Consider the following 19,625-nt stretch of genomic DNA (forward strand, 5'->3'; position numbering starts at 1 on the left):
TGCTGTTGATCTTGATCTTCAAGTCCGCCTTCAAGCGAGCCGAGCACCGCAGGACCGGCGAGGGCGAAGAGGCGCGGGTGTCTGAGCGCAGCGAGTTCCCGCGCCGTCCCTCGACGGACCGAGAAGCGCAGGGCACCGGCGTGCGAAGCACGTCGCTCGCGGCCGGCGGAGCGTTTTCTTTGGTTACTTTCTTTGCGCGCAAAGAAAGTGACACCTCTCCGCAGGCGCGGAAACGATCCGCCGGGAATTCCCGGCGAACCCGATCAATCCTTCCCGCGCGCCATCGCCTGGAACACCCCATCGCGCCGCACCCACAGGTGGAACAGCGCCGCACCCACGTGCATCAGCACCGTTGCGAACAGCACGTAGGCCAGCAGACTGTGCGCATTACGCAACGCGGCGTACAGCGCCGGTGTGTGTGGCACGATCGGCGGCAGATGCAGGCCGCCCCACAGCACGATCGGGTACCCACCGGCCGACAGCATCGCCCAGCCGATCAGCGGCATCGCCAGCATCAGTGCATACAGCATCCAGTGCGAGGCCTTGGCCGCCATCACCTGCCATACCGGAAGATCCGCCGGCAGCGGCGGCGGGCGATGGCGCAGCCGGTTGTACAGGCGCAGCAGCACCAGCACCAGGATGGCGATGCCCAGCGGGCGGTGCAGGTCGATCAGCATTGGCCGCAGGTGCAGTGAGGCGACCATGGTCACGCCGATGAACAACATGGCGATGATCATCAGCGCCATGGACCAGTGCAGCACCCGCGCCAGCAGGTTGAAGTGGCCGTTGCCAGTGCTCATCGTGCGGCCTCCTTCGGTTGTTCGACGTTGCCGCTGGCGCGCTCGCGTTCGCGGCGGTTGAAGGACTGCGAATACACCGCCGAGCGGGCGGCCAGGATCGGATCGTCACTGCCGCGCACGCCGCTGGGCAGGATCAGCGGATCGAAGTTGATCTGGCCGCACGCACCCTGTTCCTGCGACTGCATGCGGTCCAGGCTGAGTACGCCGGCTACTACCTGATCACGCGACTCGGGCCACGGTACCGACGGATCGTCGATGGCATCGCCAGGCTCGGCGGTGGTAACCACCAGGTTCCAGCGCACCGGACCGCTGGCCAGGCGCTGCCGCAGTTCCTGGCTGAGGAAATCGACGCTGGCCTGCGTGCGCGTTTCCGCATCCATTTCCACCACCGGCGCCTGTGGCTGCCAGCGCCAGCGCACCGCGCGCTTCTGGCCCTGCGCATTGGTAAACCAGAAGCTGTTGACGCTGTTGAAGGTGGTGTCGGCCCAGCTGCTGGTCCACGGTGCCGTCTTGGCCCACTGCTGGAACGCCTGCGCACTGGGGTACTTGGCCAGTACGGCGGCCATCTTCTGCGGGTCGGGCTTGCCGGTGGCCGGGTCCGGAATGGAGGCGCGTGTCTGTTCGTAGAACGCCTCGGCATCGGGCACGGCGAAGAACGGGAAGCTGTTCATCGCCATCCGCCATTCCTGGCCGTCATCGCTGACCATCTGCACCGCCAGGCTGCGCACGCGTGCGGTGTTGTCGGCACCGTAGGGGTCACCGCCGCCAATCGACAGGCGGCCCATCACCGGTACGCGGCGCTGCGAGAACACGCGGGCGCTGGACAGGGTAGGGGCCTGCGCGCTGGGTTCGAACCAGCCGCTCACGCAGATGCCCTTGCTGTGCGCGCGTCGGAAGCCCGGATGGGCCGGGCCGGTGGCCTCGATGGTGTCGGTGAAGCGCTGCGCGGTCAGGCGGTCGCCGATCCAGCCGGCCAGCCAGGCGAACGCCAGCGCGATGGCACCCAGAATGAGCGCGATCAGTGCGATCCAGGGCAGCGGCGAATGCGTGCGCGGTGTGCCCGGCGTCTGGCCGGCGCGGGTGTAGCGGAAGAGCGACATGGTCGGAGTCCTGCCTTCACGGAGCGTGTGGGTGGTCGACCCACACATCCTCGCAGAACCCGGCCGGGCCCGAAATTCAATTTTTCGTCAGATTTTCCGGGGACGGCGTGCCGACCAACGGTCGGCACCCACCCGATCAGCTGTAGCGCTGCTTCAGCATTGCCCACGCCGAACGCAGCGCCAGCGCTTCGCCACCGGCCGGACGGCCCGGGCGTTCACCGTCGTTCCAGGCGTACACGTCCAGATGCGCCCAGCGCTGGCCGTCTTCCAGGAAGCGTTCCAGGTACAGCGCGGCGGTAACCGAACCGGCCATGCGCGAGCCGGCGTTGGCCAGATCGGCGATGCCGCTGGTCAGGTAACGCAGGTAGGGGCGCCACAGCGGCATGCGCCAGACCGGGTCGCGGGTCGCATCACCAGCCTGCAGCCATTGCTGCGCCACGCTGTCGTCATTGCTGAAGAGCGCCGGCAGATCCGGGCCCAGCGCGATGCGCGCGGCGCCGGTGAGGGTGGCGAAGTCCAGCACCAGGTCCGGTTTCTGCTCGCTGGCGAAGGTCAGTGCATCGCACAGGATCACGCGGCCTTCGGCGTCGGTGTTGTCGATCTCCACGCTCAAGCCCTTGCGGGTGGCGATCACTTCGCCCGGGCGGAAGGCATCGGGACCGATCGCGTTTTCCACCGCCGGCACCAGCAGGGTCAGCCGTACCGGCAGCCCGCGTGCCATCACCAGGCCTGCCAGGGCCAGGGCATGCGCGGCGCCGCCCATGTCCTTCTTCATGTTGCGCATGCCGTCGGCCGGCTTGATGTCCAGGCCGCCGGTATCGAAGCACACGCCCTTGCCGACCAGCACCAGTGCTGGATCGGTGTCCTTGCCCCAGCGCAGCACGACCAGGCGCGGTGCGCGGTGCGATGCGCGGCCCACGGCGTGGATGGCCGGGAAATTCTGCTTCAGCAGTTCGTCGCCGGTGATCGCCTCGACCTGCGCGCCATGCGCATCGGCCAGCGCGCGTGCGGCATCTTCCAGCTGCTGCGGACCCATGTCTTCGGTCGGGGTGTTGACCCAGTCACGCACGCGCAGGCTGGCGGCGATCAGCTCGGCCACTTCGCCGGTCGGCTCGGCCACCAGGCGCGCCGGCGCACGGTGGCGCTTGCGATAGCGGTCGAAGCGGTAGCTACCCAGGCCCCAGCCCAGCTGCAGCAGCGCCAGTTCGGCGGCCGGCAGTTCGCTGGCCAGCTGCCACACGCTGCCTTCCGGCAGGGCATGCGGGGCATGCGAATAGCTGTAGGCATCGGCACGATCACCGACACCGATCACCGCTCCGGCCAGACCATCGGCGCCGGGCAGCAACGCCGTGGTGAAGGCACCGGCGGTGAAGCCCTGCGACGCCAGCCATGCCCGGGTGGCGGCCGGCTGGCCGTCCTTCCAGACCGCGAACTGCTCGCGGTCCAGCACATACAGCGGCAGCGCTGCGGCGGTGTCGGCAGTGAAACCAGTGATCTCGCTCATGCGTCAGGTACTCCGGGGTGCGGCAGCGTCGAGGTTGGCATCCAACCAGTCGGCCAGGCCGGTGAGGGTGTCGAACTGCAGGTCCGGCTGCAGCTGCGGATGGGTCCAGGTGGCTGCTTCGCGGTTGATCCAGCAGCCGCGCAGGCCGGCGGCGATCGCTCCGGCCACGTCCATTTCGGCGTGGTCGCCGACGTGCAGTACCTGTGCCGGCGCCACACCCAGGCGGGTGCAGGCGGCATGGAAGATGCTCGCCTCAGGCTTGGCCGCGCCGTGTTCGCGCGCGCCCAGCTGGAAGGCGAAATGATGGGCCAGGCCGATCCGCTCCAGATCGGCATTGCCGTTGCTCAGCGCTGCCACCGGTACCCGCGCGGCAATCCGCGCCAGCGCATCGATCGCATCGGGGTAGCACTCGACCTGGTTGCGCGCGGCGAAGAAGACTTCATACGCCGGCTCCAGCAGCTCCAGGCTGGCACCACTGGTGTGCAGCGCTTCGTGCAGGGTCAGCCGGCGCAGCGCGCTCAGGTCATGATGGAGGTGCGGATGGGCGTGGTACAGGCGTTCGCGCAGTTCGCGCATCGCCGCCACCGGATACATCGCGGCCGTGGCGGGGCTGTGTTCGCGCATCCACTCGTGCAGGACCAGGTCGATGCGGGCGCCGATCGGAGCGAACGGCCACAGCGTGTCGTCAAGGTCGAGGGTGATGGCTTGGACGGGGAAATTCACCCCGCCATTCTACCCCTGCCCGCGCGGCTTTCATTCCAGCAGCCGCGCCCAGCCCTGCATGCCGTCCAGCCGCGCCAGCACCAGCTTGATGCATACCAGCAGTGGCACCGCCAGCAGCAGCCCGATCATGCCCCAGGCCCAGCCGAACACCATCAGCGCCAGGATCAGCACCAGCGGCGACAGCTTCATGCGCCGGCCCAGCACGATCGGGGTCACCATCTGTCCCTCCAGGGTGTGCAGGGCCAGGTAGGCGGCCGCTGGCAGCAGCGCCTGCAGCGGGTCGCGGAATTCCACGAAGCCCATCAGCAGCATCAGCGCCACGCCGATCAACGGACCCACATACGGCGCAAAATTCAGCAGTGCGGCCACCGTGCCCCACAGCAGCGCTTCCTGCAGGCCGATGCCGAGCAGCATCAGCACGCCGGCGAACACCAGCCCGACCAGGGTGTTGATCACGCTGATGGTCAGCACGTAACGCGAGACCTCGCGCTCGATTGAACGCAGGATGTCCGTGGTGAAGCGCTGCTGCTGGCGGTTCGGGAACAGGGCGATCGCCGCGCGCTGCAGGCTCTGCCCGTAGATCATGAAGAACAGGGTCAGCAGCACCACCGCCAGCACGGAGGCGGCCAGTCGCGGCGCACGGGTCAGCATGCGGTACGGGTCGTCGAGCTGGGTGCGGATCACCTGCACCTTGCGGTTGCTGTCACCACCGGCCACGCGGGCGAAGTTCTCCGCGGCCTGGTTGGCCTGCTGCACCGGCTTGGTCAGGTCCTGCACCTGGCGGGCAACCTTGCGCAGCTGCTGCGGTGCTTCCTGCGCCCACTCCATCGCCGGCCCGATCAGCTGCACGGCCAGCGATCCGGTCACGCCCAAGCCGGCGCCAAGGATCAGCAGCGCGCCCAGCGCGCGCGGAATCCACAGCTTCTGCAGCAGGCGCAGGATCGGGTTGCCGACCAGCGCGAAGAACATCGCCAGCAGCACCGGCAGGATGATGTCCTGTGCGGCCCACAGCGTGTAGCCCACCGCCAGGGTCGCAAGCACCACCAGCGACATCGGCCCGCGCGGGCGCGACGGCGGTGGCAGCGCTGCCTCTGGCTCGTCAGGGCCAGCCGGTGACGGGGACAGGAGTGACTCGCTCATCGACGCATCAACCGGAAAGGGGAGCGCATTATCCGCCGGCCGCGATCGGCGCGGCGGATTTCGTGGATCAACGTTCGGACAGCTCGGTGGCGGCTTCGGCCGGGCGCGGTTCGCTCACTTCCGGTTCCGCGGTGGATTGCGCCGCCGGTGCCGGCCGTGCGGTGGATGCCGATGCGGTGGCCTGCGCCTGTTCGCTGGCGTCGGCGGCTTCTTCGGCTGCATCGTCGGCGGTGGCCGCCGCCTGTGCTGCCATCGCCGTGGCGAACGCGGCCTGCGCACTGGCGAACAGGTTCGAGACCGAACCCACCATCTGCAACCAGCGCGCACCGTTGACCTTGCCCGGGACTTCCAGTTTGCCGGCAATGAAGCCACCGGCGAGGCCGACCACCACGATGCGCAGCGGCGACCAGCCTTTTCGCCAGACGTCGCTGAGCGTGGACCAGTGGTCCTGGGTTTCGACCAGTCGCACGGTCACCACCTGTTCGCAGCGTTTCACCCGCCGCTGCAGCGCACCGAACTTCATGGCTTGCCCTCAGGCAGCTGCACATCGGCATCGGGATCGTCTTCGCTGGGCTCGTCGAACAGGCCCAGGCGTGACAACTGGCGCCGGGTGGCGTGCATGCCGGTGTGGTGGAAGAAGTAGGACACCCGCCAGATCGCATAACCGGTGACGGCCAGGCTCAGCAGCGAGGTGATCAGCAGGGCCTGCAGCCAGCTCAGGCCCCAGCTCTGCAGCAGGGCGATGAGGGTGGCGGCCATCAGCAGCCAGGCCGAGGCACCGAATACGATCGCCACGCCGGCCCAAGCCAGCGCACGGCCGAACGCGCTGCGCGCCAGCGCGAAGTCGGCCGAGGCCAACCGGCGCAGCGAACGCAGCGAATGCCTGGCCGAATCGGCGGCGGCACGACCGGCCGCGCCGACCTGACGGATGCTCTCATCCAGCGGCGGGGTGGCCGCTGGATCAGGGGTTTGCGCGTTGTCTTCGCTCACGCCGCGGCTTACTTGTCGCTGCTGCTGCGGGCCAGCTTGGCAATGATCCAGCCGGCAGCAAAGGCGACGCCGAACGAGGCCAGCGGACGTTCACGGATGAGCTCAGCGGCGCTGTCGATCAGGTCCTTGCCCTTGTCCATCAGTGCGTCAACCTGTTCCTTGGCGGCGGCACCACCGAACTCGGCGGCAGCCAGGCCGGACAGCGCGCTGTCGGACAGTTCAGCCTTGACGTTGGCCTTGCCGATACGCAGTTCGTCGCCGGCTGCGCCGGTTGCACCCTTGATCGCACCGCCGGCGGCCGACGCGGCCTGCTTCAGGTGGGAACCGGCTTCACCCAGGTGTTCCTTCAGGTTCTCGGTATTGGTGGGGCTCATCGAATCACTCCTGTTGCGATGGGGGAACGGGTGTCGGCGGTGCCGACCTGGACTGACAGCAATAGCATTGCCGGGGTATAGGGGGTGTTACGGCAGGGCGATCACCGCATCACGAGCTGGCCCTGCTGCTGGCCATTGTTGCGCAGCACGCGTACCACCAGGGTCGGCGGGCGCTGCTGGAAGTTGGCGCGCCAGCTGGCCAGGTCGGCGAATTCGCCCACCGTGGCATCGGTGATGATGTCGCCCTGCTGCAGGCCGTTGGTGGCCGCGCGGCTGCCGCGCTTGACCTCACTGACCAGCACGCCGCCGACTCCGGACTGACGCAGTGACTCGGGCAGGTCGACGAAGGTGGCCCCGGTCAGGCGCGGGTCCAGGCTCTCGCCGGTGACCGCGCGCGCCTGTTCCTTCAGCGTTGCCTTGATCTGCAGTGGCTTGCCTTCGCGGCGTACGTCCAGCGTCAACGCGCTGCCGACCGCGGCCAGGCCTTCCACGTTGTGCAGGGCCTCGGCGCTGTCCACGCGCTGGCCATTGGCCGAGACCACCACGTCGCCCGGCTTCAGGCCGGCAGCGGCGGCGGCCGAACCGGCCAGCACGCGGGTGATCAGTGCGCCACGGGTTTCGCCCAGGCCCAGGCCCTGCGCGATCTGCGCGGTCAGGTTCTGGCTTTCCACGCCCAGCGTGCCGCGCACCACGACGCCGTGCTTGACCAGCTGGTCGACCACGCTGCGCGCCAGGTTGGACGGAATCGCCAGGCCCAGGCCGATGTTGCCGGCCATGCTGCCCTGCGGGTTGAAGCTGGCGGTATTGATGCCGACCAGCTGGCCCTGCAGATCGACCAGTGCGCCACCCGAGTTGCCCGGGTTGATCGACGCGTCGGTCTGGATGAAGTTCTGGTAGCCCAGCCCGCGGATGCCGCTGCGGCCCACCGCCGAGACGATGCCCGAGGTGACCGTCTGGCTGAAGCCGAACGGATTGCCGATCGCCACTACGAAGTCGCCCACCCGCAGCTGGTCGCTGTTGCCGAGCTTGATGTCGGTCAGGTTCTGCGCCGGAATGCGGATCAGCGCGATGTCGGTATCGCGGTCCGAACCGAGGAACTCGGCCTTGACCGTGCGCCCGTCGGCCAGTGTCACCTGTACGTCATCGGCGTTGTCGATGACATGGTGGTTGGTCAGTACCAGGCCCTCCTTGGCGTCGATGATCACGCCCGAGCCCAGCGACTCGTTGATGCGTTCCTGCGGGATGTCCGGGAACAGGCGGCGGAAGAACGGGTCGTTGAAGAAGGGGTTGCGCACGCGAACCACCTGCTTGGTGTTGACGCTGACCACCGCCGGCATCGCCTTCTCCAGCATCGGTGCCAGCGACGGTACCGCTTGTCCGGCCACCGAGGCCGGCAATGCAGCGGTGGTCGGCACGACCGCCGGCAGCGGTGCGGCATCGGCCCGGTTGTCCAGGTGCGCATTGATGCCGGTGGCAACGAAGCCACCGAAGGCGGCGGCGATTGCGAGCGTGAGCAGGGTGGGAAGCGGTCGCATGGGAGTCGGTTCGCTGGCGTGGATGGGGACGGTTCGGCCCTACGGTAAAACATGCTGAATGAGTGTGTCGCGATCTGGATAAATGCGCCATGAAAACCACAGGCCGCGAAGGGGGGGGCGGAGGATGGCAACAAGGCTGTGGCGACGCCCGCAGGGGCGATTCCTGCACCACCGAAGACCATCGCACGGCGCGTGGACACAGACTGATACTTGCGCAGTTCCGCGCAACAGGGCGCCGCAATGCGTCACAGCGCGCACTGGACGCTGCATCCGTTCAACGGCACGCAACGGCCATCTTCGACCACGCGGTCGATGTGGCGTAGTCCTTAAAAAAAAGGGGTTTCCTGTAAACCCGCCACTGCTGCAGCAGTGGCGGGCTACACCATTGCCGTCGCATCAGATGCGATTGCTGGTGCGTGCCCCGTTCCACGATCGTCAATGTCGGTATAGCATCGCCCCGTTTTGATACTTAAGGCCCCCAGGAGGGCAACATGAGCAACGGTAATGGTGTGTCGGTCGTGACCGACGCCGTCGAGAACGTCAAAGAAACCGCCACCAACGTTGGCGAGACCATCGCCCACGCCGCCGAAGACGCCGTGAAGTCGGTCAAGAAGACCGTCAAGCGCGCCACCAAGGCTGCCGGTACCCGCGTTGCCAAGGCCAAGAAGGCTGTGGCCAAGGTCGAGAAGACCGTTGCCAAGAAGGCCGAGAAGGCCGCCAAGTCGGTCGGCAAGACCGTTGCCAACGCCAAGAAGAAGCTGGAAGCGGCCAAGAAGAACGCCAAGGCCGAAGCCGCTGCCCTGAAGAAGGAAGTGGCCAAGAAGAAGGCAACTGCAGGCAAGGCTGTGACCAAGAAGGCCGCCGCTGCCAAGAAGACCACCAAGGCCGCCACCAAGGCTGCCGGCAAGAAGGTCGCTACCGTGAAGAAGGCCGCCACCAAGAAGGCTGCCGTCGCCAAGAAGACCGTCGCCAAGAAGACCGCGGCCGCCAAGAAGGTTGTCGGCAAGAAGGTCGCCACCGCCAAGAAGGCCGTGGCCAAGAAGACCGTCGCCGCCAAGAAGGTCGCTGGCAAGAAGGCCGTGGCTGCGAAGAAGGTTGTCGGCAAGAAGGTTGCCGCCACCAGGAAGGTCGCCACCAAGAAGACCGCCGTCGCCAAGAAGGTTGTCGGCAAGAAGGCTGCTGTGGCCAAGAAGGCCGTCGGCAAGAAGACCGCTGCTGCCAAGAAGGTGGTCGGCAAGAAGTCCGCCGTTGCCAAGAAGGCAGTGGGCAAGAAGGTTGCCGCCACCCGCAAGACGGTTGCCAAGAAGGCTGCCCCGCTGAAGAAGGTCGCCGCCAAGAAGGCGCCGGCCAAGAAGGCCGTGCGCAAGGTCGCCAAGCGCAAGTAATCGCGCCGTGACCGAAGGCCCTGCCACCCACCGGGTGGTGGGGCCTTTCGCGTTTCTGGGGCGCGGTCTGGGGCAAGATGCAGGTTCTTCCCGCCGGAGCCCCGTGCATGCGTGGTATCGACTTCAGTTCCTGGCAGGGCGTGCTGTCCACCTTGGCCGGCCTGGTCCTGATCACCCTGCTGGGCGTGGGCATCCGCCTGCTGGTGATGCAGACCCTGCAACAGCGCCGCGAGCGCGAGAACCGGCAGATCAACGAACGGCTGCGCACGCTGATGGCGGCCTACAAGACCCTGGGCGGTTCGTTCACCGGCGAACTGGGCGTGGATCCCAGCCACCGCCGCGACCTGCGCCAGCGCGAAGATGCCGAAGGCATTGCCGAACCCCGCTCGGATCGCGCGCGCCGCATCCGTGATGCCGTTGAAGCGGCGCTGTCGGACATCCTGTTGCTGGGCACCGACGAACAGGTGCGGCTGGCTGCGCGCGCTGCCAACGATCTTGCGCAGGGGCGACCGGTGCACACCCACGAACTGGTGGTCTCGCTGCGCGACTTCGTGCGCGAAGCGCTGGACCTCGCGCCGATTCCGGCCGACCTGCAGATACCGCCACAGGGGCCGACCGGCCGGGCGGTGCCAGTGGCGGTGGCAAGGGCCGCAACGACGGCGATGCCAAGGGCGGTCGTGCGGGTGGAGGCGGCGGTGGCGGAATGGGGGCCGGCATGGGCGGTGTGGGCCTCGGCGCCGGCGCCGCACTGGGCGCCGGCCATGCCTCCGCCAGCGATGAAACGGACGCGCGCTGAGCACGTCCGCCCGGTTCAGCGGGTCAGTTCGTAGATTGGTACGAAGCCACCGTAGATCATCCGCGCGCCGTCGAATGGCATCGGATTCGTCGCCGGATCAAACCGCGGGTCTTCCATCATCTTCTTCATGCCGGCGTCGCGGGTCGGCTTGTCCGGCCATTCGATCCACGAAAACACCACCGTCTCGTCTGGCGTGGCTTTCACTGCGCCGAAGAAGTCGGTGGTCTTGCCGTGTGGCACGTCGTCGCCCCAGCACTCGACCACGCGCAGCGCGCCGTACTCGATGAAAACGGGATCCCCTGTGCGTGCATGGGCGAGGAACTTCTCTTTGTTGGCGGTGGGCACCGCCAGGACGAAACCATCGATGTAGCTCATTGCCTGCCTCCGGATGGACCGTGCCGCATGCACGGCCTTCAAATACCCGACGAACCAGGGCGTCGGGGATCGACATCCTGTGTGCGCCTGTTCAGCCCGGGCCACCGGGCAGCGGTGCCAGCACCGTATCCGGCGGCTGCTGGCCGGCCAGGTGGCGCACGAAGTAGTCCCACATGCGGTGCGTGTAGGTGGCGTCGTTGCGGAACAGTTCGTGGTCCTGCCGGGCCAGGTACAGCAGGTCGTAGCCGCGCTGGGCCTTGTTCAGGGCGGCGGCCAGCTGCAGGGTCAGCGCCGGTGGCGCGTTCTCGTCCAGTTCGCCATAGACCAGCAGCAGATGCCCGCGCAGGTTGCCGGCCAGTGCCGCATTGTCGAGCCCGGCAAAGGGCGCCGGCACGCCATCGGCCATGGCCGTAGCTGGCAGCACGCCACCGAACAGCCGGTCCATGCCGTGCAGCGCGCCGCCGTACATGCCCTGGAAATTGTGGCTGCCGGCCGAGGCCACGCCCACCTTGTAGAACGCCGGATAGCGCAGCAATGCACGCGCCGCGCTGTAACCGCCGAACGAATGCCCATAGATGCCGACCCGCTGCAGGTCGATGCCCGGGTAGCGTTCGCCCAGCTGGCGCAGCGCGGCCACATGGTCATCCAGCTGCACATCGGCGGCGCGCAGGAAGCTGCTGTCATGGAACGCCTTGTCGCGGCCACCGGTGCCGCGCGCATCGATGCTGACCACCACGAAGCCGAGTTCGGCCAGGCTGGCGCGTGACACCGGGTTCAAGGCAGATACCGCCTCGGCGTAGGTCACCGGCGCATTGCTGATGAAGGAGCCACCGTACATCGCGTCGATCACCGGGAAGCTGCCGTCATCGCGATAGTCACGGGGCAGGTAGACGGTGGCGAAGATCGGCGTGCGCCCATCGGCGGCCAGCAGCCGCTCGCGCCGTGGTGGGCGCCAACCGGCAGCAACGATCGCGCTGTCATCGGCTGTTTCCAGCACCATCACTTCACGGCCGTCATCGCTGGCCCGCAGCACGGTGCGTGGTGGCTGGCCGAGACGGGAAACGGTATCCACCAGATAGCCGCCGCCAGGCGACATCGCCTGCGGCGCGCGTGCCCCGAACAGCGCGCCGGTACCGGCATCGGCCATGTGGTCGTTGCCATCAGCGGCCAGGCGCTGGATCGAACCGCCCTGCAGCGATACCCGGTACAGGCCGCGCACGTAGGGGTCGCCACCGTCGACGCCACCGGCGCTGAAGTACGCCCAGCCACCCGCAGCGTCCACACCCAGCAGGTCACGCACCACCCATCTGCCGCGGGTGAGCTGGCGCAGCACTTTGCCGTCGGACAGGCGCACCCGGTACAGATGGCCCCAGCCATCGCGCTGCGAGAACCACACGGCGGTGTCCTGCCCGGGCAGGATGGCCACCGCGGGCCGGTTGTAGGAATACACGTTGAGCTGCAGGCGAGTGTCGCTGGCTTCTTCCAGAACCGTGCGCAATGCACCGCTGTTGGCATCGACCTCCACCAGGCGCAGCCTGCGCGGTGTGCCGAAGTGCGCGATCACGGCATACAACCGATCACCGTCCCAACCCAGGATGCCGGCCTCGCTGAGCGTGTTCCAGCCCTCGGGCAGAGCGATGTCATGCTGCCTGCCGCTGAGGATATCGATCACATACAGGCTGTCGCGTACCTGCTGTGCATCGCCCAGCACCCCCAGCTTCACGGTATGCACGCGTGGCCGCGCGCTGTGGGTCGGGCTGCTTTCCAGATAGGGGTAGTCCTGCAGCGCGCGTTCGTCGTAGCGGATGCCGGCCACGTAGCGCCCGTCCGCTGACCAGCCGACCGCGAACGGACGCACCGGCATCCGGCCCTGACGGCGTGCAATGCCGCGCAGGGTGAAGTCCGGCAGTACGCCATAGCCATGCCCGGCCTCACCGCCGTGGGTCAGTACCTGCGACGCCGTTCCAGAGCGCTGCAGCCACAGATTGTGATCGCGTACCTGCAGCCAGGCGTCGCCGCCAGGCGAAGGCAATGCATCGGCTGGCGGCGACGGCTGCGGTGCGGCCGTGCACTGCAGGCGTGGCCATTGGCAGTTGATTGCCGCCTCGCCGTTGAACTGCAGGCGCAGGCCATCATCCAGTACCTGCACACTGTTCAAGCGCAGGCGTGGCCCGCTGGCACCGAGAGGTGCAACTGCGGCGTCCAGCGCAGTGGGTTCGAACAGGATCTGGCGCGTAGCCTGGATTGGATCGACCAGTATCGCCTGGCGCCGGCCCTGCGCGTCTTCGCGTTCGTACCAGAACCGCCCATCGGCCAGCCAGTGGGGCAGCACCGAAGCATTGCGCAGCGCACCGCGCAGATGACTGTCATGCACGCGTTCGGCGCGTTGGTAGTCAGCCGCCTGCAACGCGTGCGCAGGGGGGATCGGGAACAGGGCCGCGCAGGCCAGGAGGGCGGCGCGGACAGGCATCAGCAGCGGATCGGAAACGTGCAAGGCAACCTCCTGTTGCAATCGACGACGAATCACAAATGCACGCGCGCCGCGCGCGTATGCCAGACGCAGCCTGAATCAAGCCAAAAAATTCAGCAATGCGAAGACCGCTGTTTTCAGGGAGCGTTGTGGCGAATAACGGAGAATTTACATTCCCGATGCGATGGCGCCCTGGCGCTGCTGCACACCATAAGAAAGTAAAGGTGTACCCCCATGAAGAATTCGCTGATTGCTCTGGCCCTGGCCGCTGCCCTGCCGTTCACCGCCTCGGCTGCTGAGAACCTGTCGTACAACTACGCCGAAGCCGACTACGCCAAGACCGACATCGACGCGTTCAAGGCCGACGGCTGGGGCGTGAAGGGTTCCTACGGCTTCCTGCCGAACTTCCACGCCTTCGGTGAGTACAGCCGCCAGGAAATCGACCACACCAACATCAAGCTGGACCAGTGGAAGATCGGCGCCGGCTACAACGTTGAAATCGCTCCGACCACCGACTTCGTTGCCCGCGTTGCCTACCAGAAGCGCGACCAGAAGCACGGCCTGGACTTCAACGGCTACAGCGCTGAAGCCGGTATCCGCACCGCCTTCGGTGCCCACGCCGAAGTCTACGGCATGGTCGGCTACGAAGACTTCTCGAAGAAGCACGGCATCAATCCGGAAGGCCAGTGGTACGGTCGCCTGGGCGGTCAGGTCAAGCTGAACCAGAACTGGGGCCTGAACGGCGAGCTGAAGATGAACCGCGACGGCGACAAGGAATACACCGTCGGCCCGCGCTTCAGCTGGTAATTGCTTCTTCGGCGCGCCTGCGCGCTGACGATGCCTCGACAGGCCCGGCTTCTGCCGGGCCTGTTGCGTTGTGGGGAAACGAAACCGCGCCTGACCACACGCCCCGGTCGTGCTCTGTTGCAATAAATTGGATTCCGCTGACCGCAGCACCGACCTACGGTGGGTACTTCGTATTGCCGGATCTGTGTGATGCCGCCTGCCGTTCCCGCTCTGTGTCTCGACCGGCCCTGCCGCCTGGCCATGCTGGCGCCGCATCCAGTACTTCGGCTGGGGGTGGAAGTCGTACTGCGCCGGCACGCTGGCGTGCAGGTCTGTGCCAGCTTCACCTGTGAGCGCGAACTGTTCGACCTGCTGCAGCGCCAGCCCGGCGACATCGACCTGTTGCTGGTCGATCTGCTGGCACCGCATGGGCCCGGGGAAGGATTGTCCCTGCTTCGCCTGCTGTCACGGCGCTGGCCGCTGCTGCCGGTGCTGGTGCTGTCCGCACACTGCAATGCCAGCACGGTGACCCTGGCGATGCAGGCCGGCGCGCGCGGCTTCCTGTCCAAGGAGACTTCGCCGGACATGCTGCGACGCGCGGTCGATGTGTTGGTCCGTGGCGGACGCTTCGTACCGCCGGAACTTCGCACGCCGTTGAGTCGATCGCGGATGCGGCGGACACCGGAGCCGCTGCTCGCAGCATTGAGCCGACGTGAGCGCGAAGTGCTCCGGCTGGTCCTGCAGGGCTGCAGCACCGGCGAGGTCGCACGGCGTTTCGGCCGTACGGCCAGCACGGTCAGTACGCAGAAGCGGACCGCCTATCGCAAGCTCGGCATCCGCAGTGACGGCGAACTGTTCCGCATCCGGCATCTGCTCGAGTGAGGGTGAGCCGGCTTATTCGCCCTGGTACTGCTTTTCTTCCACCAGCGCCGAACCGGCCACGCGGTTGATCTCGTTCTTCACCTGCACGCGCTCGCCATTGGTGCCATAGACACCGCGTGCCAGCTGGATGAACGCATCGTCGAACACCTGGGCTGCTTCCTTGTCGCGCAGCTGGTCCTGGATATCCCACATGCGCTCGTTGATCGCCTTCAGCTGCTGCTTCAGCACGGCCAGTGCCGGCTGTGCCTGCAGCTGCTGCTGCAGCAAGGGCAGCAGGCCATCCAGCTCGGTGCGGACGTTGGCCAGCTTGGCCACATCGCCGATGCGCTCGGCCTTGATCTCGAGAATGGTGATCTTGTCGATCAGCTCGCCGATCGATACCGGAGTCAGGATGGCGTCCACGCGGTTGGTTCCTGGAAACAAGGCGCCATGATACCGCGCCGCTGGCACGCGGCCCCCGGTCCACGGGATTTACGCCGAATTTGCGCCATGGGCCCGGCAGCACCCTCGATCCGTTACGGCCACCGCCTCGACACTGCGTTCCCGGCGGCGTGACCGCCTTCGACGAGGAACACAGTGCAGTGAACAGCAAGGGGATGATGGCGGCGATGGTGGCCGCCCTGGCAGGGCTGCTCGGCATCGGCAGCGCCCAAGCACAGGTGCAGGTCAGCGGCAGTGCCGCACTGACCAGCGACTACGTGTGGCGCGGCAGCTCGCAGAGCGACGGCGGCCCGGCGGTGCAGGCCGGCGCGAAGGTCTCGATCCCATCGGGCTGGTACGCCAGCGTGTGGGGTTCCAACGTTTCGTTCAAGCCGGACAACGGCGCGCGCAGCGAGTTCGACCTGGTGGCGGGCTGGTCCGGTGCGCTGGCCCCGGACTGGACGCTGGATGCCAACCTGACCCGCTACGTGTACCCGGGCACTGGCCGCGCGCTGGACTGGACCGAACTCAATACCAGCGTGACCTGGAAGCAGCGCGCCTGGTTGCAGGTCGCCCATTCCAACGACGCGCTGGCGGGCGGCCATCGCGGCACCTATGCCCAGCTGGGCGTGCGTGTACCGCTGCATGAACGTTTCCGCCTGGAAGCGGCGGTGGGCCAGTACTGGCTGGCCACCGCGCAGGGCCCGGATTACCTGCATGGCCAGATCAGTGCCATTGCCACGCTGACTCCGGCATGGGAGCTGCGCGCCACCGTGCATGACACCGACAACGCAGCCAAGCGACTGTTCCCGGGCAATGCCGGTGGACGGTGGGAACTGGCGCTGCAGGGCAGCTTCTAGTTCGGCGACACCGCCTGGCGCGCGCGCAGCGCGCCGGGCAGCCACAGCAGCAGGGCCAGCACGGCCACTGCAGCACCGGCCACGCAGACCCCGGTCCAGCCGAAGCGCTGGTAGACCTGCGCCGACAGCAGCGAGCCCAGCGAACCGCCGATGAAGTAGCCGGTCATGTAGCCGGCGTTGAGCCGGTTGCGCGCCGCCGGTTGCAGTGCGTAGATCAGGTTCTGGTTGCTGACATGCAGCAGCTGCGCGGCCAGGTCCAGCACCACCACACCGGCCAGCAGTGCCAGCAGCGAGTGTGCCGACAGTCCCAGCGGCAGCCATGACAGCAGCAACAGCACCAGTGCGATGGCGGTGGCGCGTCCGGTCTGGCCACGGTCGGACATGCGCCCGGCCAGGCCCGCAGCCAGCGTGCCGGCGGCACCGACCAGCCCGAACAGGCCGATGGTGGCGTCGCTGTAGGCGTAAGGTGGCTGCGCCAGCAGGAACGCGAGCGGGGTCCAGAAGATCGCGAACATGGCGAAGCTGCAGGCGCCCAGCAGGGTGCGCTGGCGCAGCACCGGCTCCTGCACGAACAGCACGCCGATCGAGCGCAGCAATGCGAAATAGCCGAGGCCGGCGCTGTGGTGGAATCGCGGCAGGCCGCGCTGCAGCGCCAGCGCGGTCAGCACCAGGGTGCCGGCGGCGATCGCATACACCAGGCGCCAGTCGCCCAGGCTGGAAAGCAGTCCGGCCACGGTGCGCGCCAGCAGGATGCCCAGCAGCAAGCCACTCATCAACGTGCCGACCACGCGGCCACGATGTTCCGGTGCGGCCAGCGTGGCCGCGAACGGCACCAGCACCTGTGCCACCACCGAGAACAGGCCGGTGATCGCGGTACCCACCAGCAACCAGGCCAGCGACGGCGCACAGGCACTGATCACCAGCCCGCCGGCGGACAGCAGGCTCATCACCACGATCAGGCGGCGGCGTTCGAACAGGTCTCCCAGCGGCACCAGCAGGATCAGTCCGGCGGCATAGCTCAGCTGTGCGGCGGTGACCACCATGCCGACCTGGCCGAACGGCACACCGAAGGCGTCGGCGATGGTGTGCAGCAGCGGCTGCGCATAGTAGTTGCTGGCCACGGCCACGCCGGTAGCCACCGACATCAGCAGCACCTGCCAGCGGTGCAGAGGGGGAAGGGACGGACTCACGCGGTGTTCCAGGAAGCGGGGGGAGCACAGTGTCCGCCTGCTGCAGTCATGATGGAAATGAATCATCATCATCCCTGTCATCTGGAAATGAGATGGTTGCGTGAATCTCAAGCAGCTCGAGTTCGCCGTCGCCCTGGCCGAGGAGGGCAACTTCACCCGTGCCGCCGAGCGCTGCCACGTGGTGCAGTCCGCGCTCAGTCACCAGATCGCCCATCTTGAGCAGGAACTGGGCACAACGCTGTTCGAGCGCCTGCCGCGCCAGGTGCGGGCCACCGCCGCCGGCGAGGCGCTGCTGGTGCATGCACGCCAGGTGCTGGCCAGCCTGCGCCACCTGCGCGCCGACGTGGCCGCCGTCACTGGCGAGGTGCGTGGCCTGCTGGCGATCGGGCAGATCTCCTCGCTGACCGACATCGATGTGGTGGCGATGCTGGCGGCCTTCCAGCAGGCGCACCCGCAGGTGGAGTTCCAGCTGCGGGTCGACAAGAGCGAGGACCTGATCGCGCAGGTGCAGTCGCGAGAGCTGGACGTGGCACTGGTCGGATTGGCGCCGTCGGCGGGGCTGGACGGGGTCTGCCACCAGATGCTGCAGGAAGAAGACCTGGTGGCGGTGCTGGCGCCGTCGCACCGCTTGGCCCGGCGCAAGCGGCTGCCGTTGACCGAATTGCAGGACGAGGCGCTGGTCGACTTTCCGCGCGGCACCGGTGCGCGGCGGCAGACCGACGATGCCTTCGCCGCCGCTGGCCTGCCGCATACGGTGCGCTTCGAGGTCAATCTGATGGAACTGATCGAGCGCTTCGTCCGTCATGGGCTGGCGGTTGGCATCGTGCCAGCGTTGATCGCCGACGGGTTCCAGGGGGTGGTACAGATTCCGCTGCAACCGACCCCGACCCGCCGCGTGCACCTGGTCTGGCAGCGACTGCCGACACCGGCGGCGCGGGCGTTTGTCGAAGCTGTGCTCAGCCGCGCAGGCGCAGGCTCAGGCCCTTGAGGAAATTGCGCAGCATCTGGTCCAGGCAGCGCCGGTAATTGGTGTGCCCGGGCTGGCGGAACAAGGCGCCCACTTCCGACTTGGAGACGTTGAAACCGGCGCTGGCGAAGATCTCCATCAGATCGACGTCGCGCAGCTGGAAGGCGACGCGCAGCTTCTTCAGCACCAGGTTGTTGTCGATGCGGGTTTCCACCGCGCGCTGCGGCTGGCTCTCGTCGCGACCGCGCAGGTGCACGATCAGGCCGTCGAGGAAGTGCGCCAGCGCACTGTCGCTCATCGCCTCGAAACCGGCTTCGTCCTCGCGGCGCAGCCAGGCCTTCACCTGTTCGGGATCCACGGCGAAGGCCGGGTCGGCCATCTGGCACAGGGTCACCACGTGGTGGTCGCCCAGGTCCAGGGAGTAGCGCACGCTGCGCAGGACATCGTTGTTGATCATGGCCCAATTGTACCGGTCACCCCGGCAGGCGGGGCCGGATCTGGCCGATCAGGCAACGCAACCCCCGGCCGACGGTGCCAGAATGGGGGTCTGGTTTTCCCCCTGGAGTTGCCTGATGACCCGCACTGTCCTGATTACCGGCGCCACGTCCGGCTTCGGCGCCGCCGCTGTCCACCGCTTCGCCCAGGCGGGCTGGAAGGTGATCGCCACCGGCCGCCGCAGTGAACGCCTGCAGCCGCTGGTCGAGCGCTACGGCAAGGACGTGGTGCATGCGGCCGCCTTCGACATCCGCGATCCGGTCGCGATGGAAGCCGCGCTGCTGGCACTGCCGCCTGCCTTCGGCGAGATCGATCTGCTGGTCAACAACGCCGGTCTGGCACAGGGCACCGCGCCGGCACAGAGCGCCAAGCTGTCGGACTGGACCACGATGATCGACACCAACATCACCGCGCTGGTGACCCTGACCCATCGCCTGCTGCCGCAGCTGGTGGAGCGCAAGGGCGCGATCATCAACATTTCGTCGGTGGCCGGCGTCTACCCGTACCCGGGCGGCAACGCCTACGGTGGTACCAAGGCCTTCGTCAGCCAGTTCTCGCTGGGCCTGCGTTCGGACCTGCACGGCACCGGCGTGCGCGTGACCACGATCGAGCCGGGCATGGCCGAAACCGAGTTCACCGTGGTGCGTACCCATGGCGACCAGGCGGCATCGGACAAGCTCTATACCGGCGCCAACCCGATGACCGCCGAAGACATCGCCGAACAGATCTTCTGGGTGGCCAGCCTGCCGCCGCACCTGAACATCAATCGCCTGGAACTGATGCCGGTTAGCCAGTCCTTCGCCGGTTTCCAGGTGGCACGCGAAAGCTGACAG

General features: G+C 67.3%; 20 protein-coding genes and 1 pseudogene. 7 read left to right on the forward strand and 14 right to left on the reverse strand.

Annotated features, from left to right (window positions below):
* Positions 1-263: 263 nt before the first annotated feature.
* From FQS62_RS01480 to FQS62_RS01520, 9 genes are all read right to left on the reverse strand, one after another.
* Entirely contained in the window at positions 264-800 is a 537-nt protein-coding gene (locus tag FQS62_RS01480) for a cytochrome b (protein WP_049448721.1), read from the reverse strand.
* Positions 797-1,900, reverse strand: a complete 1,104-nt coding sequence (locus tag FQS62_RS01485) for a catalase family peroxidase (protein WP_208044020.1) — start codon at positions 1,898-1,900, stop codon at positions 797-799. Before FQS62_RS01485 ends, FQS62_RS01480 begins: the two co-directional genes overlap by 4 nt.
* 136 nt (positions 1,901-2,036) lie before the next feature.
* Entirely contained in the window at positions 2,037-3,404 is a 1,368-nt protein-coding gene (locus FQS62_RS01490) for a leucyl aminopeptidase family protein (protein WP_208044019.1), read from the reverse strand.
* A 3-nt stretch (positions 3,405-3,407) separates the two neighbouring features.
* The gene (locus FQS62_RS01495) at positions 3,408-4,127 is read right to left on the reverse strand and encodes an HAD family hydrolase (protein WP_049448715.1); all 720 of its coding nucleotides are present in this window, start codon (positions 4,125-4,127) and stop codon (positions 3,408-3,410) included.
* A 30-nt stretch (positions 4,128-4,157) separates the two neighbouring features.
* Positions 4,158-5,267: an AI-2E family transporter gene (locus FQS62_RS01500; protein WP_208044018.1), complete on the reverse strand. Its 1,110-nt coding sequence runs from the start codon at positions 5,265-5,267 to the stop codon at positions 4,158-4,160.
* Between the two features lie 67 nt (positions 5,268-5,334).
* Entirely contained in the window at positions 5,335-5,790 is a 456-nt protein-coding gene (locus FQS62_RS01505) for a hypothetical protein (RefSeq protein ID WP_049448711.1), read from the reverse strand.
* Positions 5,787-6,257, reverse strand: coding sequence for a phage holin family protein (locus FQS62_RS01510; protein WP_049448709.1), 471 nt, complete (start codon positions 6,255-6,257; stop codon positions 5,787-5,789). The genes FQS62_RS01505 and FQS62_RS01510 overlap by 4 nt, the downstream gene beginning before the upstream one ends.
* A gap of 8 nt (positions 6,258-6,265) precedes the next feature.
* Positions 6,266-6,631 (reverse strand): hypothetical protein, encoded by a 366-nt coding sequence (locus tag FQS62_RS01515; protein WP_049448707.1) that lies wholly within the window; start codon positions 6,629-6,631, stop codon positions 6,266-6,268.
* Between the two features lie 101 nt (positions 6,632-6,732).
* Positions 6,733-8,166 carry a Do family serine endopeptidase gene (locus tag FQS62_RS01520; protein ID WP_049448706.1) on the reverse strand — a complete coding sequence of 478 codons (1,434 nt, stop codon included), beginning with the start codon at positions 8,164-8,166 and terminating at the stop codon, positions 6,733-6,735.
* A 491-nt stretch (positions 8,167-8,657) separates the two neighbouring features.
* On the opposite strand from FQS62_RS01520, the gene FQS62_RS01525 reads away from it, so the two are divergent.
* Positions 8,658-9,551 (forward strand): histone, encoded by an 894-nt coding sequence (locus FQS62_RS01525; protein WP_208044017.1) that lies wholly within the window; start codon positions 8,658-8,660, stop codon positions 9,549-9,551.
* 107 nt (positions 9,552-9,658) lie between these two features.
* A pseudogene (locus FQS62_RS01530) lies at positions 9,659-10,347 on the forward strand (hypothetical protein).
* A gap of 15 nt (positions 10,348-10,362) precedes the next feature.
* On the opposite strand, the gene FQS62_RS01535 reads toward FQS62_RS01530, so the two are convergent.
* On the reverse strand, positions 10,363-10,722 hold the full coding sequence (locus tag FQS62_RS01535; RefSeq protein WP_005407745.1) for a DUF1428 domain-containing protein: 360 nt from the start codon (positions 10,720-10,722) through the stop codon (positions 10,363-10,365).
* Between the two features lie 91 nt (positions 10,723-10,813).
* Positions 10,814-13,216 (reverse strand): S9 family peptidase, encoded by a 2,403-nt coding sequence (locus tag FQS62_RS01540; protein ID WP_226053672.1) that lies wholly within the window; start codon positions 13,214-13,216, stop codon positions 10,814-10,816.
* Positions 13,217-13,426: 210 nt separating this feature from the next.
* Here FQS62_RS01540 and FQS62_RS01545 point away from each other — a divergent pair, with 210 nt between their 5' ends.
* Positions 13,427-13,999 (forward strand): OmpO family porin, encoded by a 573-nt coding sequence (locus FQS62_RS01545; protein WP_032130335.1) that lies wholly within the window; start codon positions 13,427-13,429, stop codon positions 13,997-13,999.
* A gap of 189 nt (positions 14,000-14,188) precedes the next feature.
* A complete protein-coding gene (locus FQS62_RS01550; RefSeq protein ID WP_049448702.1) occupies positions 14,189-14,860 on the forward strand; it encodes a response regulator transcription factor in 672 nt (223 codons plus the stop codon).
* Positions 14,861-14,872: 12 nt separating this feature from the next.
* On the opposite strand, the gene FQS62_RS01555 is transcribed toward FQS62_RS01550, so the two are convergent.
* Positions 14,873-15,262, reverse strand: a complete 390-nt coding sequence (locus tag FQS62_RS01555) for a DUF6165 family protein (protein WP_049448701.1) — start codon at positions 15,260-15,262, stop codon at positions 14,873-14,875.
* A gap of 179 nt (positions 15,263-15,441) precedes the next feature.
* Here FQS62_RS01555 and FQS62_RS01560 point away from each other — a divergent pair, with 179 nt between their 5' ends.
* The gene (locus FQS62_RS01560; protein ID WP_208042955.1) at positions 15,442-16,140 is read left to right on the forward strand and encodes a TorF family putative porin; all 699 of its coding nucleotides are present in this window, start codon (positions 15,442-15,444) and stop codon (positions 16,138-16,140) included.
* Here FQS62_RS01560 and FQS62_RS01565 read toward each other — a convergent pair.
* Entirely contained in the window at positions 16,137-17,285 is a 1,149-nt protein-coding gene (locus FQS62_RS01565) for an MFS transporter (protein WP_243747269.1), read from the reverse strand. The two genes, FQS62_RS01560 and FQS62_RS01565, sit on opposite strands and share 4 nt — an antisense overlap.
* A 145-nt stretch (positions 17,286-17,430) precedes the next feature.
* Here FQS62_RS01565 and FQS62_RS01570 point away from each other — a divergent pair, with 145 nt between their 5' ends.
* The gene (locus tag FQS62_RS01570; protein ID WP_049398095.1) at positions 17,431-18,318 is read left to right on the forward strand and encodes a LysR family transcriptional regulator; all 888 of its coding nucleotides are present in this window, start codon (positions 17,431-17,433) and stop codon (positions 18,316-18,318) included.
* On the opposite strand, the gene FQS62_RS01575 is transcribed toward FQS62_RS01570, so the two are convergent.
* Positions 18,287-18,754: a YehS family protein gene (locus FQS62_RS01575; protein WP_005411992.1), complete on the reverse strand. Its 468-nt coding sequence runs from the start codon at positions 18,752-18,754 to the stop codon at positions 18,287-18,289. The genes FQS62_RS01570 and FQS62_RS01575 overlap by 32 nt on opposite strands.
* 115 nt (positions 18,755-18,869) lie before the next feature.
* Here FQS62_RS01575 and FQS62_RS01580 point away from each other — a divergent pair, with 115 nt between their 5' ends.
* Complete coding sequence (locus FQS62_RS01580) at positions 18,870-19,622, forward strand: SDR family NAD(P)-dependent oxidoreductase (protein ID WP_208042954.1); 753 nt, start codon at positions 18,870-18,872, stop codon at positions 19,620-19,622.
* Positions 19,623-19,625 lie beyond the last annotated feature (3 nt).

The organism is Stenotrophomonas sp. SBJS02 (assembly GCF_020428325.2).
GTDB lineage: Bacteria > Pseudomonadota > Gammaproteobacteria > Xanthomonadales > Xanthomonadaceae > Stenotrophomonas > Stenotrophomonas africana.